The following is a 14,252-nucleotide window of genomic DNA, read 5'->3' as shown; positions in this document are numbered from 1 at the left end:
CACCAGACGAGGGGGCAGTGATGCGGTCGAAATCGGTATGGGGTGGCAGTGGGCTCGCTGCATGGCTGGCAGCGATCGCCGTTGGCGTTGCCGGTGGCGGATCCGCCATGGCGCAGGCGGGGGAGCCGCCTGACACTCATGCCCTGGTCCGGGTGTCTGCCGCGTCACCGTTCCGCGCCGATTGCAATGGGCCGGACTTCCCGATCACCGCGGCTTACGTCAACGCCGAGAGCGAGCCTTACGTGGCGGTCGATCCACGCCATCCGGAGCGTCTCGTGGCGGTCTATCACGAAGACCGTTTTCCGAACGATGGCGCCAATGGCGTGTTGGCCGCCACCTCGGCCGATGCCGGCCGCAGCTGGCAGGTGGCCGGGCTCGAGGCGCAGCCGCGATTCTCACGCTGTGCTGGGGGTGACCGCGTCAGCGGCGGCGATTTGGAGAAGGCCAGCGATCCTTGGGTGGCTTTTGGCCCGGACGGCACGGCGTACTTTGCCGCCGTGTCGTGGAACGCCTCGAACGCAGACGAGGCGCAACTGGTCGCGACCTCGACCGATGGCGGGCGGACCTGGGGCCACCCGGTCACCGTCATCCGCCAGCACGACCGCGAGGTGAACGATGGCTCACGACCGGTCGTCACGCCCGACCCGCGGCGCGCACATACCGCTTATCTGGTATGGGCGAGGCAGCGCACCGCGCCGGCCACGGCCGTGCACGGCTCGGTCATGTTCAGCCGCACCATGGACAGCGGCAAGAGCTGGAGTACGCCGCAGGCGCTCTATGAGACCCCGGTCGGCATGCAGACCTCGGCCAACCAGATCGTGGTGCTGCCGAACGGCGACCTCTTGAACGTGTTCAACGAGCTCAAGACCGGCGGCGGGGAGGTGCATCCGCGGCACGACCGGATTGCGCTCATGCGCTCCACCGATGGCGGGTCGACCTGGTCCAAGCCGTGGACGCTGGGTACCTCCGAGGTCGTTGCGGTCGTCGACCCGCGGCTGGGCACAAAGGTGCGTACCGGCGATTCGTTCACTGCCATTGCGGTCGACCCGCGGCCGGGCAGCAACCGCCTTTACGCGGTGTGGAGCGATGCGCGCTTCACCCAGGGGCAGACTCAACAAGTCGCATTGTCCAGCTCCAGCGACGGGGGCCGCACCTGGAGCAAGCCTGCGGCGATCGCGCTGGCAGCGTGCACCCAGCAGTTCATCCCCGGCGTGGCAGTCAACGAGCGTGGCGAAGTGGCGGTCGGCTGGTACGCCTTTGCCACTGGCCACACCAGTGCCCCGGGATTGCTGACGCATTACTGGCTCAGTTGGTCGGCGGATCAGGGCCGGACCTGGGCGGCGCCGGCGTCGGTGACGACCGCGCCATTTGATTTTCGCACCATCCCCTTCAACGCCGGCTTCTTTGTCGGCGAGTACCAAGGGCTGGCGGCGATGGGCCGGAACTTCGTGGCCTTGATGACGCTGGCGAACGGCCACGATCTCGACAACCGTACGGATATCTATGCCTGCGTGCTGGTGCCCGGCGCGCCTGGGGTCTCTGGCACCGCGTGTTCGGCGGCTGGCGGCCGCTGACACGCCGCCCACGCCTCTAGGCAGCAGGCAGGCGCACCAGGCCGCAGTCGTCCAGCACCTCGTGCCAGGGGAACATGGGACCGGGATCGAGCTTGCGGCGTACGCTGCGGCTCGCATCATCGGTGGCGGGCACGAGGCGCATGTCCAGCTCTGCGTGGCCGGCAATGTCGCGCAGCTGCGGGAACTGCGCGCGCAGCTCGAGCAGCAGCTGGCGCAGCGCGGCGATTTGGGCGGCCGGATAGGGTTCGGTCATCGCCTGGTGGCGCGAGTCCCACCACTGCGGAAAACGGCCCAGGTTCACCAGCTCGATGCCGATTGAATCCGCGTTGTGGCCGACCACATGGTTGGCGCTGCGGGTGCCGGGCACGTAGGCCTCCACGCTGCCGTCGCGATCGACGTAGTAGTGGCCGCTGTTACCGGTGCCACTGGGGTGCACGATGCGCTCGCCGTAGCTGCGCGCGGTTTGCAGATCGGGCAGCTCGGTGCAATGCACGACGACGAGCCGTACGTCCGTGGTCGGACGTTCGGGCAACGAGGCCACGTAAGGCAACGGCCGCTTGCGGATATGCAACTTCGACATGGCGTGGAGTTTGGCACGTGGCGGCGGGCAGCGGAATGTGGCCTGTTACCATGCGCATCCCGCCCGGCCAGCAGCGATGGTCAGCATGATGCGACCCCAGGTCGTCCTTTCCCACGGTTCCGGTTCCAGCCCGCAGGCAACCAAGGTCAGCGCGCTGGCCGCCCTGGCGCAGGAGCGCGGCTGGGTCACGCAACGCCCCGATTACCGTGACGACGATGCGCGCGGCCACCTGGGCTCGGTGGCGCCGCGGATTGCGCGCCTGCGGGCCACGATCGAGGCCCTGGACGCGCCGCCGGTGCTGGTGGGTTCGAGCATGGGCGCGTTCGTGTCGGCCCTCGTTTCGCTGGACGTGCCGGTTGCCGGTTTGCTGTTGCTGGCCACGCCGGCAGCCATACCCGGCTATGCGCGCGCGCTGGCGGCGCGCCGCGGCGTGCCGACGATGCTGGTACACGGCTGGCGCGATGAGGTTTGCCCGGTCGCCGCAACGCGTGAGTTTGCAGCCCGCTGGCGCCTGCCCCTGCTGCTGGTCGACGACAACCATCGGCTGGGAGCAAGCGTGGGGGTCATCGCGGTGCAGTTCCAGCTGCTGCTCGACCAGGTGTCGAACTCGGCATGAGCGATTATTACGCCACCTGCCCCAAAGGCCTGGAATATCTGCTGCGTGACGAGCTGGCGGCGCTCGGCGCAGACGGCGCGCACGAGGGACTGGCCGGGGTGCATTTTTCCGGCCCGCTGCAAACCGCATACCGCGCCTGCCTGTGGTCGCGGCTGGCCAGCCGTATCCTGCTTCCGTTGGCCGAATTCGACGCGGCCGACGACGAGGCGCTGTATCGCGGCATCCAGTCGATCGACTGGGAGGCTCACCTGCAAGCCAGCGACACGCTGGCCGTGGATGCTGATACCAGCCAAAGCAAGCTGACGCACAGCCAGTTCATCGCGCGCCGGGTCAAGGATGCTGTGGTCGACCAGTTTTCGCGCAACCTTGGCGCACGGCCCGACGTCGAGGTTGATGAGCCGGATCTGCGCATCAACCTGCACCTGCGCCGCGATCGCGCCACGGTGTCGCTGGACCTGGCTGGTACGCCACTGCACCGGCGCGGCTGGCGCAAGACGCAAGGTGAGGCACCGCTCAAGGAAAACCTGGCGGCAGCCATGCTGCTGCGCGCACGCTGGCCGGAAGTCTATGTGGCGGGCGGCAGCCTGTTCGATCCCATGTGTGGCTCCGGCACCCTGCTGATCGAAGGCGCGCTGCTGGCCGCCGACGTGGCGCCGGGCCTGCAGCGCAGCTATTTCGGCTTCCTTGGCTGGCGGCAGCATGACCAGATGCTGTGGGACGGCCTGTTGGATGAAGCCAGGCAGCGTGCCGAACTAGGCCTGCGGACGTTGCGCAGCGCATTTTTCGGCAGCGACAGCGACCCGCACATGATCCAGGCTGCCAAACGCAACGCGCAGGTCGCCGGCGTGGCGGGGTTCTTGACCTTGCAACGTCAGGAGGTCGTGCACGCTGCGCCGCCGCCCGGCAGCGCAACGGGCCTGCTGATCACCAATCCACCCTACGGCCAGCGCCTGGGCGCGCGCGCGGAGGTCCCCGAGCTGTACCGGCAGCTTGGCGAGGTCCTGCGCACGCGCTTCCGCGGCTGGCACGCAGCGGTGCTCGCCGGCGACGTTGGCCTCGGCCGCGCCTTGCGGCTGCGGCCCGAGCGGCGTTATGTGCTGTACAACGGCGCGCTGAAGACCGTGCTGCTCACCTTTGCGATCCATGCGCATGACCAGGCCCCGGAGGAACCGCGATCCCTGTCGGCCGGCGCGGCAATGCTCAAGAATCGCCTGGAAAAGAACCTGCGGCGTCTGCGCAAACAGATGCAGCGCGACGACATCCATGCGTGGCGCGCCTACGACCAGGACCTGCCCGAATACGCCGCAGCGATCGATGTGTATACCGACGTGGACGGCGCTGACCACCTGCACATCCAGGAATACCGGGCGCCAGCCCTCGTACCAGAAGATCTGGCGCGCACGCGCATGCACGAGGTGGCGCGTGTGGCGGCGGAGGTATTCGCCGTGCCGCGTGGGCGCGTGGTACTGAAGACGCGCGAGCGCGGCAGTGGCGGTGCGCGCTACGGCAAGTTCGACCAGCGCGATGAATACTTCGAGGTGCGCGAAGGCGGCCTGCGCTTCCTGGTCAACCTCACCGACTACCTCGATACCGGCCTGTTCCTGGATCACCGCCTGGTTCGCGCAAAGCTGCGCGACCTGGCCGCGGGCGTGCGCTTCCTCAACCTGTTTGCCTATACCGCCACTGCCAGCGTCTATGCCGCCGCCGGCGGGGCAGCGGCGACCACCAGCGTGGACCTTTCGGCGCCCTACCTGGACTGGGCCTCGCGCAACCTTGCACTGAACGGCTTCACCGGTCCGCGCCACCAGCTGGTGCAGCGCGATGCGCTGGAGTTCCTGCGCCGCGACCACGGCCATTACGGCTTGATCTTTGTCGATCCGCCGACGTTCTCCAATTCCAAGCGCGCCGGTGATTTCAGCGTGCAGCGCGATCATGTCGAATTGCTGCTGGCCTGCGCCGAACACCTCGATGATGGCGGCGCCGTGGTGTTCTCCAACAACTTCCGCCGCTTCAAGTTCGATCGCGAGGCGCTGGAGAGCCGCTTCAGTATCGAGGACTGGACCGCGCCGAGCATCCCGGTCGATTTTGCCCGGCGTGCCGCCGTCCATCGCTGCTGGCTCTTGCGCAAGCGTGACCCGGCGCCCGGCGCCAGTCCCTGGGACGAGGCCCGTCCGAAACGGTAAACTCTTCAGTGCGCATTAAGTGCCATCGTCCGAGCATGCAGGCACACTACGGAGGACGCTCATGAACTCACGTTTGAACCTGGCCAGGACGCATATCGACACTGCGCTTGCACGGGGCGAGCGCAGCGTCGTGCGGCATCTGGGTGTGTGGAAATGGGCAGCCCTGGGCGCGGCGCTGGCCGCTGCCCTGGCGGTGGCCCCTGGCGCTTCTGCCCAGGGCCGCATGGGCCATGGAGCGTATCGCGGTGGCTACAGCGGGCACTATATGCAGCCGCGTTACTATAACCATGGCGGCTACAACCGCGGTGGCTACCATCGTGGCGGCCATTGGGATGGTGGACGCTGGGTGGCTGGTGCGATTGTCGCCGGCGCCATGATCGGGCTGGTCAATGCCGCCGTGGCGCCGCCGCCGGTGTATTACGCGCCGCCACCGGTAGTGTATGGGCCACCCGTGGTCTATCGCAGCGATTACCCGCCGCCGGTGGTGACGCGCCGGGTCGTGGAGTCGCGCACGGTGATTTACGACGATCCGTACCAGACGCGGTACTTGCGCAGCGACTGGTGATGGCGCAACCGGCTTGACCCGCAACGCGCAGGGCCCGGCATGTCCGGGCCTTGCCATGTCTGGTTCCGGCTCGTGCGCGCACCGGCCGTGGACGGGGGCGGCAGGGCTGCGGTCGACGTCCTCGCCGCATGTTTTTGCCGATGGATATCACGTCATCTGAACACCGCAAGGCGCATGCTGGGAAGCATCACCGGGCGCGGGAGGTTCCAGCGCAATGCGCAGCGAACCATCCGCTGCCGACCCCGTGGAGCCACACTTGCCTGCAACCCAAGCTGCAACGTCGTCCGAGGCGATAGGCGCAAAGTTTCGGCGGGTGCGTCAGCGCACCGTCGCCTTATGCGCAGGCCTGAGCGCAGAGGACCTGCAACTGCAATCGATGCCCGAAGCAAGTCCGGGCAAGTGGCATCTGGCGCATACGACCTGGTTCTTTGACCAGTTCGTCCTCGGCCGGGACGCGGACTGGACTTCGCCCCAGCCGACCTGGTCATTCCTGCTCAATTCGTATTACCAGAGTGTCGGGCCGATGCATGCAAGGGCCCGCCGCGGCTTGCTGTCGCGGCCGTCGCTTGCCGAAGTGCTGGCATTTCGCGAGCGCATCGACGATGCGGTGGGCGAACTGCTGGCGCACGATGCCGATGCGGAACGGCTCGCACTGGTGGAGCTCGGGCTGCAGCACGAACAACAGCACCAGGAACTGCTGCTCACCGACATCAAGCACGCCTTGTGGTGCAATCCGCTGCAACCGGCCTATCGCGAACCGCTCCCAGTACAGCCTGCCGGCGCGTTGCCGCCGCTGCGTTTCCTGCCCGGCCCGGAAGGCGTGGTCGAGATTGGGCATGGCGGCGCCGGCTTTGCTTTTGACAACGAAACCCCGCGCCATCACAGCCTGCTGCAGCCGCATGCGCTGGCCAACCGCCTGGTGACCAATGCCGAGTTCCTGGACTTCATCCGTGACGGTGGTTACCGCGAGCCGCGAGTGTGGCTGTCCGATGGCTGGGATACGGTGCAGCGCGAAGGCTGGCAACACCCGCTGTACTGGCACGACGACCTGGCCAGCGAGTTCACCCTCTCCGGCAAGCGTGCCCTCGATCCGCGCGAGCCGGCCTGCCACCTCAGCTATTACGAGGCCGAGGCGTTTGCACGCTGGGCTGGCGCGCGCCTGCCGACCGAGGCGGAATGGGAGATTGCCGCCGCAGGCATGCCGGTAACCGGCAACCTGCAGGACGCCCAGCGCTTCCAGCCGCAAGCCGCGTCCGGCGGCGAGGGCTTGCAGCAATTGTTTGGCGACGCCTGGGAATGGACCGGCTCACCCTACGTTGGTTATCCGGGGTTTCGTCCGTTGCCTGGGGCGGTGGGCGAATACAACGGCAAGTTCATGTGCGGGCAGTGGGTGCTGCGCGGTGGCTCCTGTGCCACGCCGGCCGATCATGTCCGAGCCAGCTACCGCAATTTCTTTCCACCCCACGCCCGTTGGCAGTTTGCCGGGCTGCGACTGGGACAAGACCGATGAACGTAGCGCTACCACAAGAGACCCATCCCCCCCGCGGCACGGTGGACAGCGGCTTGCTGCAGCTGGTCCAGCACGGCCTGAGCCTGAAAACAAAGCGCCTGCCGTCGTGGCTGTTCTATGACGCCCAGGGTTCGGCGCTGTTCGAGCAGATCTGTGAACAGCCCGAGTACTACCTCACTGGTTGCGAGCTGGCGCTGATGGACAGGTACGCCGCGGACATCGCCGACCGGCTGGGCCCGGATGTGCGCCTGGTGGAATATGGCAGCGGCAGCGGCCGCAAGACGCGCCTGTTGCTGCAGCACCTGCAGACGCCGGTGGCCTATGTCCCGGTGGAGATTTCCGAAGCTTCGCTGCGGGCCTGTGTCGAACGGCTGGCGGCGGAGTTCCCGCAGCTGCCGATCCAGCCGCTACGCGCCGATTTCAGCAAACCCTTGCGGATGCCGGTGCCGCCGCGGGCGGCGAGGCGCACCGTGATCTATTTCCCCGGTTCGACGATCGGCAACTTTGCCGCGCGCGAGGCGGTCGATCTGCTGCGCCAGATGCGCAAGGAGATGGGTGAGGGCGGCGGCATCCTGATTGGCGTCGACCTGAAGAAGGATCCGGCCGTGATCGAGGCTGCGTACAACGACCGCGCCGGCGTCACGGCGCAATTCACCCTGAACATGCTGACCCGGCTCAACCGTGAGCTGGACACGGATTTCGACCTCTCCGCGTTTGCCCATCGTGCACGCTACAACCCGATGGCTGGACGCATCGAGACCCAGCTGGTCAGCCAGCGCGAGCAGCACGTGCAGGTCGGACGCATGCGCATCAGGTTCCTCGCTGGCGAGCCGATCGAGGTGGAGTACAGCTGCAAGTATTCGCTGGCGGATTTCGCGACCCTGGCGGCCAAGGCCGGTTTGGCGGTCGAGCAGGTCTGGACCGACGCGCAACACATGTTCAGCGTCCAGCACCTGGTACGGGCCAACTGCGTTTGAGGTCCCGTGTGGGAGATTGATCAGCTTTGGGCCAGGGCGGTGTCGGTGAACTGCCGCAACTGGGCCGCGTTCAGCGCCCCTGATTGGCGCGCTGTCTCGCGTCCGTGACGCAGCATGATGAGGGTTGGGATGCTGCGGATGCCGAAGCGTTGCGCAAGTTGTGGATGGGCCTCGGTGTCGAGCTTGGCCAGTCGCACGCGTGGTTCAAGGGCATTGGCGGCCTGGGCAAAGGTAGGCGCAAAGCCGAGACAGGGCCCGCACCAGGGCGCCCAGAAATCCACCAGCACGGGCAAGTCGCCCTTGCCGGTGACAGCTTCGAAATTGGTCGGGGTCAGGTTCACCGGTGCCCCGGTGAAGAGCGCTTGATGGCAGCGTCCGCACAGCGGGTGCTGGCTCAAGCGCTCGGCGGGAACGCGATTGAGTGCCGCGCAGTGGCTGCAAGGTATGGTGAGTGTGTTGGGCATGCCGATCTCCGGCGGCGTGCGGTGTGGCGCGCCATCACACCGTGACATGGTGTCGTCGCGCGACGAAGCCAAGCGTCTGCCGCCGACCCGCGTCAAAGGGGCGCGGCTGACGCCGGCCCCGGCCGGCGCTTGGTGCCGGATGCATTCGGCCGCATCATGTGGCGTCGGCTGCCGGGAGCCGGGGAAGGAGCAGCGTTACATGGCCAAGGCCAAGACTGCCTATGTGTGCAACGAATGCGGCGCCGAACATGCCAAATGGCAGGGCCAATGCATCGCTTGCGGCGCGTGGAACACGCTGAGCGCCATCGTGCTGCAGGGCACATCGGCGGCGTCGGTGGGCGCGCAACGCTCGAACTACGCCGGCCGCGCCGCCGGCTCGGCGCGGGTTACGGCGCTGAGCGCCGTGGCGCTCACCAATGAGCAGCGCACGTCGACCGGCCTGGGCGAACTCGATCGCGTGCTTGGCGGTGGCCTGGTCGAGGGCTCGGTGGTGTTGATTGGCGGCGATCCCGGCATCGGCAAGTCCACGCTTTTGCTGCAGGTGCTGGGACAGCTCGGTCCGCGGCTGTCCAGTGTGTATGTCACGGGCGAGGAGTCGCTGCCCCAGGTGGCGGTCCGCGCGCGGCGCCTGGGTATCGCGCTCGAACCGCTACAGGCCCTGGCGGAAACCTGTGTCGAGCGGATCCTGGAACAGGCCATGCAGGTGCGGCCAAGGGTGCTCGTGATCGATTCGATCCAGACCATCTGGACCGAACTGCTGCCGGCTGCGCCAGGCTCGGTGAGCCAGGTGCGCGAGTCAGCCGCCAAGCTCACGCGGTTTGCGAAGGAAACCAGCACCTCGGTGTTCCTCGTCGGCCACGTGACCAAGGATGGCGGCATTGCCGGTCCACGCGTGCTGGAGCACATGGTGGATGCGGTGCTCAACTTCGAGGGCGAGACGAACAGCCGTTTCCGCGTGCTGCGTGCGTTCAAGAACCGCTTTGGCGCCGTCAATGAGCTCGGGGTGTTCGCCATGTCTGACGCCGGGTTGCGGGAGGTGCCCAATCCCTCGGCAATCTTCCTGGCCACCCACGGCGAGGCCACGGCCGGCAGCGCGATCATGGTGACCCGCGAGGGCACGCGGCCGTTGTTGGTGGAGGTGCAGGCCCTGGTCGACCAGTCATCGCTCGGCAACCCGCGCCGCGTGGCGTTGGGCCTGGACCAGAATCGGTTGGGCATGCTGCTGGCGGTGCTGCATCGGCATGGCGGCGTGGCGGCCCACGACCAGGATGTATTCGTCAACGTCGTGGGTGGCATCCGCGTGCAGGAGACTGCGGCGGACCTGCCAGTCCTGTTGGCGGTCTACTCCAGCCTGCGCGATCGGCCGTTGCCAGAGCATACCGTCGTATTTGGCGAAGTCGGCCTGTCCGGCGAGATTCGGCCGGTCCCAAATGGCGAGGAACGCCTGCGCGAGGCGATCCACCATGGCTTCCAGACGGCGATTGTCCCGCGCGCGAACGCGCCGAAGAGGGCGCCGGGTGGCGGCATGCGCATCGTGGCGGTCGATTACCTGGCGGAAGCTCTCGACGCCTGCCGCTGAGCCGCACCGGTCGCGGATCGCAGCAGTCCCGAGCCGGCAGCCGGCCAGCAGTCAGGGGCTGCGGTGCAGCACGAGCTCCAGCACGAACTTGGAGCCGAAGAACGCCAGGGCGAGGATCGCCATGCCGACCAGGGTCAGGTTGACGGCACGCGTCCCACGCCAGCCATGGCGCCAGCGGCCATACAACAACGTGCCAAACAGCAGCCAGGCAGCCACCGAGAGCGTCGTGGTGTGCACCAGGTGCTGGGCGCGGATGTTCTCGATGAACAGCGCGCCGCTGAGCAAGGCCGCGGTCAGCAGCGCGAAGCCGCCGCCGATCAAGCGGAACATCAGTGCCTCGGTCTGGGTCAGCGGGGGCAAGGCACGCAGCCATTGGCCGAAATCCCGGATGCGCAAGGCGCGTTCCTGGGCAGCGAGCAGGATGGCCAGGATTGCCGCGATCGACAGCACGCTGAATGCGAGCAAGGCCAGGGTGACGTGCAGCTTGATCGGCCAGGCCAGCTGGGTGGGCGCGGTGGGCGGGGCGACAAAGGTGTCCAGGACCAGGAACAGCGCAGCCAGCGGGAACACGATTACCCCCAACGCAGCCACCGGCCGCGTGAGGTTGACCACCAGGGTCAGCGCTGCCACCACGCAGGCCACCAGCGACAGCGCGGCGAAGAAGTGCAGGTCGAGCGCGCCGCGATGCATGCCGAGCAGGATGCCGAGATGCAACGCTACGGCGAGGGTCGCCAGAACCAAGGCCAGGCGGTCCAGCGGCTTGCGGCCACTGAGCAAGGGCCGCGCCAGGCCACCCGCGGCGGCGAGGTAAAGCGCGGTGGCCAACAGGGCCAGCAGGTCGGTGAGCATGGCGTCAGTTTCGCACACGCGTTGCGCCGCGTGCAGTCGTGCCGTCGCTACGCTGGGGCGTCGAGCCTTTGATTGCGCCCGGGTTCGCCAGGGTCTCTGCTATATTTTGTGATTGCCATCGATGCGTTGCCTGCTCATGTTTGAATCGCTGAGCCAAAGCCTTTCCACCACGGTCAACCGCCTGCGCGGCCGCGGCCGCCTGACCGATGAAAACATCCGCGAGGCCTTGCGCGAGGTGCGCATTGCGCTGCTCGAGGCTGACGTGGCGCTGCCGGTGGTACAGGCCCTGATCCAGCGCGTGAAGTTGCGCGCGGTCGGCCAGGAAGTGGCCAAGAGCCTGTCCCCGGGCCAGGCCCTGGTCAAGGTGGTCAGCGACGAGCTGACCGCGGTCATGGGCACGATGAACGCGGAGTTGAACCTTGCCCAGCAGCCGCCAGCCGTGCTGCTGGTGGCCGGCCTGCAGGGCGCAGGCAAGACGACCACGGTGGCGAAGCTGGCGCGCCTGCTGACGGAGCGCAGCAAGAAACGGGTCATGGTGGTCAGCTGCGACGTCTACCGGCCGGCGGCCATCGAACAGTTGCGGACCCTGGCCGACCAGGTTTCAGTGGCATTCTTCCCGTCCGCCTCAGGCGAGGAACCGGTGGCCATCGCCAAGGCGGCACTCGCTGCGGCGCGGCGCGAGGTCATCGACGTGCTGATCGTCGACACCGCCGGCCGGTTGCATGTCGATGTGGCCATGATGGACGAGGTCAAGGCCTTGCACGCGGCCCTGACCCCGGTGGAGACCTTGTTCGTGGTCGACGCCATGACCGGCCAGGATGCGGCCACGACGGCCAAGGCGTTTGCCGAGGCGCTGCCGCTCACCGGAGTCATCCTGACCAAGACCGACGGCGATGCCCGTGGCGGTGCCGCGCTTTCGGTGCGTTACGTCACCGGCCGGCCGATCAAGTTCCTGGGCGCCGGCGAGAAGACCGACGCGCTGGAACCATTTCATCCCGACCGCGTGGCGCAGCGCATCCTGGGCATGGGTGACGTCCTGTCCCTGGTCGAGGAAGTCGAGCGCAAGGTGGACCAGGAAAAGGCCCAGAAGCTTGCGCAGAAGGTGATGAAGGGCAAGCGCTTCGACCTCGACGACATGAAGGACCAGCTGGAGCAGATGGGCAAGATGGGCGGCATGGCCGGCTTGCTCGACAAGCTGCCAGGAATGTCCAGCCTGCCCGAAAGCGTCAAGTCCAGGGCCAACGACGGCGAAATGAACCGCATGGTCGCGATCATCAGCTCGATGACGCAAAAGGAGCGGCGCCATCCGGACCTGCTCAACGGCTCACGCCGCGCCCGCGTCGCGCGTGGTTCAGGCACCCAGCCGGCGGACGTGAACCGGGTGCTCAAGCAATACCAGCAGATGGCAAAGATGATGTCCAAGTTGTCGCGTGGCGGCAGCAAGGGCCTGATGCGCCAGATGCGCGGCGCTCTGAAGGGCATGGGTGGCGGCATGGGCAATTTGCCGCCGATGCGCTGAGTGTCGGCGGTCGCGTCGGCCAGCAGCCGGCGATGCCCCACGCCCACGTGCGGGTTAGGATGTTCCCACCCTGGCCGTGACCAGCTTCCCATTGCCGCCGAACCCCGCTAAAATGTCGCGTTTACTGCGCGCGCAGCGCGCGCCTGCCGGCGGTTCGGCACATCTGGAGTGGTTAACCATGGTCAAGATTCGTCTTTCGCGCAGCGGCGCCAAAGGGCGCCCTTTTTATCACGTCGTCGTGGCCGATCAGCGCAGCAAGCGTGACGGGCGCAACATTGAAAACGTGGGCTATTACAACCCGGTCGCGGCCGGCAAGGACCGGCGCATGGAGCTCGATATCGAGCGCGTCAATGCCTGGGTCGCCAAGGGCGCGCAGATGAGCGACAAGGTCGCGGCACTGGTCAAGGAGCAGGCCAAGCTGCAGCCGGCCGCCTGACGCGATGACGGCCGACCGGCGCGTCCTGGTCGGGCGCATCGTCGGTCTGTATGGCGTGCATGGCTGGCTCAAGATCGAATCGTGGACCGAGCCGCGCCTGGGCATTTTCGCGTATCAGCCGTGGTTGCTGGAGGCAGCTCCAAGCGAGGTGATCAGCATTGCCGGTGTCACCGGTCGCGTCCAGGGCAAGGGCGTGGTGGCCCAGTTTCCGGGCATCGGGTCACGCGAGCAGGCGGCTGCGCTGGTCGGGCGGGACATCTACGTGGCGCGGGCGGCGCTGCCGCCAGCCGCAGTCAACGAGTATTACTGGACGGATTTGGAGGGTTTGGCGGTCTATACGCTGGAAGGCCATGCATTGGGCCGGGTCAGCCACTTGTTTGCCACCGGCGCGAACGATGTACTGGTGGTGCGTGACGGCGAACGGGAACGGCTGATTCCGTTTGCGCAAGGGCCGGTGGTGAAGTCGGTGGATTTGGCCACCCAGCGCATCCTGGTGGATTGGGATCCGGATTTCTGACCACCACGACGCAGCGCCAGCGGGATCGGAATCATGCGCATCGATGTGGTCACCTTGTTTCCCGGACTGGTCCGGGAATGTGTTTCGGTTGGCGTGGTGGGTCGGGCACAAAAGCGCGGCTTGCTGCAGGTTTACACCTGGAACCCGCGGGACTATACGCATGACCCGCACCGCACGGTGGATGCCACCTCATACGGTGGTGGCCCCGGCATGGTGATGATGATCGAGCCGTTGCGGGCGGCGCTGGCGGCAGTGCGTGAAGTTGCGCCGGAACCCGCGCATGTGGTGTATCTGAGCCCGCAGGGAGCGCGGCTCACGCAGGACAAGGTGGTGGCGCTGGCTGGTTTGCCGCGACTCACTTTGTTGTGCGGGCGGTACGAGGGAGTCGACGAGCGGTTGCTGGCGCATGCGGTGGACGAGGAGGTGTCCATTGGCGATTATGTCCTTTCGGGCGGTGAGCTGGCAGCGGCCGTGATCATCGACGCGGTAGGACGTTTGCAGGAAGGCGCGTTGAATGACGCGCGTTCGGCACGCGAGGATTCGTTTTCCGACGGGCTGCTCGATTGCCCACATTATGCGAAGCCGGTGCATGACGCGTGGGGTTCGGTACCCGAGGTGTTGATGTCGGGCGACCATGCTGCGATTGCGCGTTGGCGGCGACAGCAGGCGCTGGGCCGGACATGGTTGCGCCGTCCGGACTTGCTGGCCGGCCAGGACCTGGACGCCGAGTCGCAAGCCCTCCTCGCCGCTTTCCGTCTGAATCACGCGAAGGTTGGTGACGGAAAAATTAAATAGTGCGGCCATGGATGGCCACTCTTGATCTTCGCGATCAAGGATGATCGCAAAAGTACACGCAAGAAATACCCGATATCAAACCACCGAG

14 protein-coding genes are annotated in these 14,252 nt (G+C 66.8%); 11 read left to right on the top strand and 3 right to left on the bottom strand.

What is annotated here, in order from left to right; all coding sequences use genetic code 11:
- Positions 1 to 20 precede the first annotated feature (20 nt).
- Positions 21 to 1,574 (top strand): exo-alpha-sialidase, encoded by a 1,554-nt coding sequence (locus AC3WJB_RS13740; RefSeq protein ID WP_492682454.1) that lies wholly within the window; start codon positions 21 to 23, stop codon positions 1,572 to 1,574.
- A 16-nt stretch (positions 1,575 to 1,590) separates the two neighbouring features.
- Here the strand turns inward: AC3WJB_RS13740 and AC3WJB_RS13735 are convergent, their stop codons facing one another.
- The gene (locus tag AC3WJB_RS13735; protein ID WP_492682452.1) at positions 1,591 to 2,154 is read right to left on the bottom strand and encodes an N-acetylmuramoyl-L-alanine amidase; all 564 of its coding nucleotides are present in this window, start codon (positions 2,152 to 2,154) and stop codon (positions 1,591 to 1,593) included.
- 88 nt (positions 2,155 to 2,242) lie between these two features.
- Here AC3WJB_RS13735 and AC3WJB_RS13730 point away from each other — a divergent pair, with 88 nt between their 5' ends.
- From AC3WJB_RS13730 to egtD, 5 genes are all read left to right on the top strand, one after another.
- Positions 2,243 to 2,770 carry an alpha/beta hydrolase gene (locus AC3WJB_RS13730; RefSeq protein WP_492683219.1) on the top strand — a complete coding sequence of 176 codons (528 nt, stop codon included), beginning with the start codon at positions 2,243 to 2,245 and terminating at the stop codon, positions 2,768 to 2,770.
- Positions 2,767 to 4,953 (top strand): bifunctional 23S rRNA (guanine(2069)-N(7))-methyltransferase RlmK/23S rRNA (guanine(2445)-N(2))-methyltransferase RlmL, encoded by a 2,187-nt coding sequence (rlmKL, locus tag AC3WJB_RS13725; protein ID WP_492682450.1) that lies wholly within the window; start codon positions 2,767 to 2,769, stop codon positions 4,951 to 4,953. Before AC3WJB_RS13730 ends, rlmKL begins: the two co-directional genes overlap by 4 nt.
- A 61-nt stretch (positions 4,954 to 5,014) precedes the next feature.
- Entirely contained in the window at positions 5,015 to 5,518 is a 504-nt protein-coding gene (locus AC3WJB_RS13720) for a hypothetical protein (RefSeq protein ID WP_492682448.1), read from the top strand.
- 214 nt (positions 5,519 to 5,732) lie between these two features.
- The gene (egtB, locus tag AC3WJB_RS13715) at positions 5,733 to 7,028 is read left to right on the top strand and encodes an ergothioneine biosynthesis protein EgtB (protein WP_492682446.1); all 1,296 of its coding nucleotides are present in this window, start codon (positions 5,733 to 5,735) and stop codon (positions 7,026 to 7,028) included.
- A complete protein-coding gene (gene egtD, locus AC3WJB_RS13710) occupies positions 7,025 to 8,005 on the top strand; it encodes an L-histidine N(alpha)-methyltransferase (RefSeq protein ID WP_492682444.1) in 981 nt (326 codons plus the stop codon). Before egtB ends, egtD begins: the two co-directional genes overlap by 4 nt.
- A gap of 20 nt (positions 8,006 to 8,025) precedes the next feature.
- Here the strand turns inward: egtD and trxC are convergent, their stop codons facing one another.
- Positions 8,026 to 8,469: a thioredoxin TrxC gene (gene trxC, locus AC3WJB_RS13705; protein ID WP_492682442.1), complete on the bottom strand. Its 444-nt coding sequence runs from the start codon at positions 8,467 to 8,469 to the stop codon at positions 8,026 to 8,028.
- 199 nt (positions 8,470 to 8,668) lie between these two features.
- Here trxC and radA point away from each other — a divergent pair, with 199 nt between their 5' ends.
- Complete coding sequence (radA, locus tag AC3WJB_RS13700; protein ID WP_492682440.1) at positions 8,669 to 10,048, top strand: DNA repair protein RadA; 1,380 nt, start codon at positions 8,669 to 8,671, stop codon at positions 10,046 to 10,048.
- A 51-nt stretch (positions 10,049 to 10,099) separates the two neighbouring features.
- Here the strand turns inward: radA and AC3WJB_RS13695 are convergent, their stop codons facing one another.
- Positions 10,100 to 10,897 (bottom strand): cytochrome C assembly family protein, encoded by a 798-nt coding sequence (locus tag AC3WJB_RS13695; protein ID WP_492683217.1) that lies wholly within the window; start codon positions 10,895 to 10,897, stop codon positions 10,100 to 10,102.
- 136 nt (positions 10,898 to 11,033) lie between these two features.
- Between AC3WJB_RS13695 and ffh the strand changes: the two genes are divergently transcribed.
- The 4 genes from ffh (at position 11,034) to trmD (ending at position 14,164) form a co-directional block, all read left to right on the top strand.
- Positions 11,034 to 12,416 carry a signal recognition particle protein gene (gene ffh, locus AC3WJB_RS13690; RefSeq protein WP_492683215.1) on the top strand — a complete coding sequence of 461 codons (1,383 nt, stop codon included), beginning with the start codon at positions 11,034 to 11,036 and terminating at the stop codon, positions 12,414 to 12,416.
- A 178-nt stretch (positions 12,417 to 12,594) separates the two neighbouring features.
- A complete protein-coding gene (rpsP, locus tag AC3WJB_RS13685) occupies positions 12,595 to 12,852 on the top strand; it encodes a 30S ribosomal protein S16 (protein ID WP_492683213.1) in 258 nt (85 codons plus the stop codon).
- A 4-nt stretch (positions 12,853 to 12,856) separates the two neighbouring features.
- The gene (gene rimM / locus AC3WJB_RS13680; protein WP_492682438.1) at positions 12,857 to 13,369 is read left to right on the top strand and encodes a ribosome maturation factor RimM; all 513 of its coding nucleotides are present in this window, start codon (positions 12,857 to 12,859) and stop codon (positions 13,367 to 13,369) included.
- A gap of 33 nt (positions 13,370 to 13,402) precedes the next feature.
- Positions 13,403 to 14,164, top strand: a complete 762-nt coding sequence (trmD, locus tag AC3WJB_RS13675) for a tRNA (guanosine(37)-N1)-methyltransferase TrmD (protein WP_492682436.1) — start codon at positions 13,403 to 13,405, stop codon at positions 14,162 to 14,164.
- Positions 14,165 to 14,252 lie beyond the last annotated feature (88 nt).

Source organism: Rhodanobacter sp. FW510-R10 (assembly GCF_058781105.1).
Note: the sequence above shows the minus strand (reverse complement) of the source record. Positions and strands in the feature narration are given on the sequence as shown.

Coding starts and splice junctions, on each gene's coding strand:
- AC3WJB_RS13730 (WP_492683219.1), top strand. CDS start 2,243: ATGCGACCCCAGGTCGTCCTTTCCCACGGTTCCGGTTCCAGCCCGCAG.
- AC3WJB_RS13740 (WP_492682454.1), top strand. CDS start 21: ATGCGGTCGAAATCGGTATGGGGTGGCAGTGGGCTCGCTGCATGGCTG.
- radA (WP_492682440.1), top strand. CDS start 8,669: ATGGCCAAGGCCAAGACTGCCTATGTGTGCAACGAATGCGGCGCCGAA.
- egtD (WP_492682444.1), top strand. CDS start 7,025: ATGAACGTAGCGCTACCACAAGAGACCCATCCCCCCCGCGGCACGGTG.
- trxC (WP_492682442.1), bottom strand. CDS start 8,469: ATGCCCAACACACTCACCATACCTTGCAGCCACTGCGCGGCACTCAAT.
- trmD (WP_492682436.1), top strand. CDS start 13,403: ATGCGCATCGATGTGGTCACCTTGTTTCCCGGACTGGTCCGGGAATGT.
- AC3WJB_RS13695 (WP_492683217.1), bottom strand. CDS start 10,897: ATGCTCACCGACCTGCTGGCCCTGTTGGCCACCGCGCTTTACCTCGCC.
- rlmKL (WP_492682450.1), top strand. CDS start 2,767: ATGAGCGATTATTACGCCACCTGCCCCAAAGGCCTGGAATATCTGCTG.
- rpsP (WP_492683213.1), top strand. CDS start 12,595: ATGGTCAAGATTCGTCTTTCGCGCAGCGGCGCCAAAGGGCGCCCTTTT.
- ffh (WP_492683215.1), top strand. CDS start 11,034: ATGTTTGAATCGCTGAGCCAAAGCCTTTCCACCACGGTCAACCGCCTG.
- rimM (WP_492682438.1), top strand. CDS start 12,857: ATGACGGCCGACCGGCGCGTCCTGGTCGGGCGCATCGTCGGTCTGTAT.
- AC3WJB_RS13720 (WP_492682448.1), top strand. CDS start 5,015: ATGAACTCACGTTTGAACCTGGCCAGGACGCATATCGACACTGCGCTT.
- egtB (WP_492682446.1), top strand. CDS start 5,733: ATGCGCAGCGAACCATCCGCTGCCGACCCCGTGGAGCCACACTTGCCT.
- AC3WJB_RS13735 (WP_492682452.1), bottom strand. CDS start 2,154: ATGTCGAAGTTGCATATCCGCAAGCGGCCGTTGCCTTACGTGGCCTCG.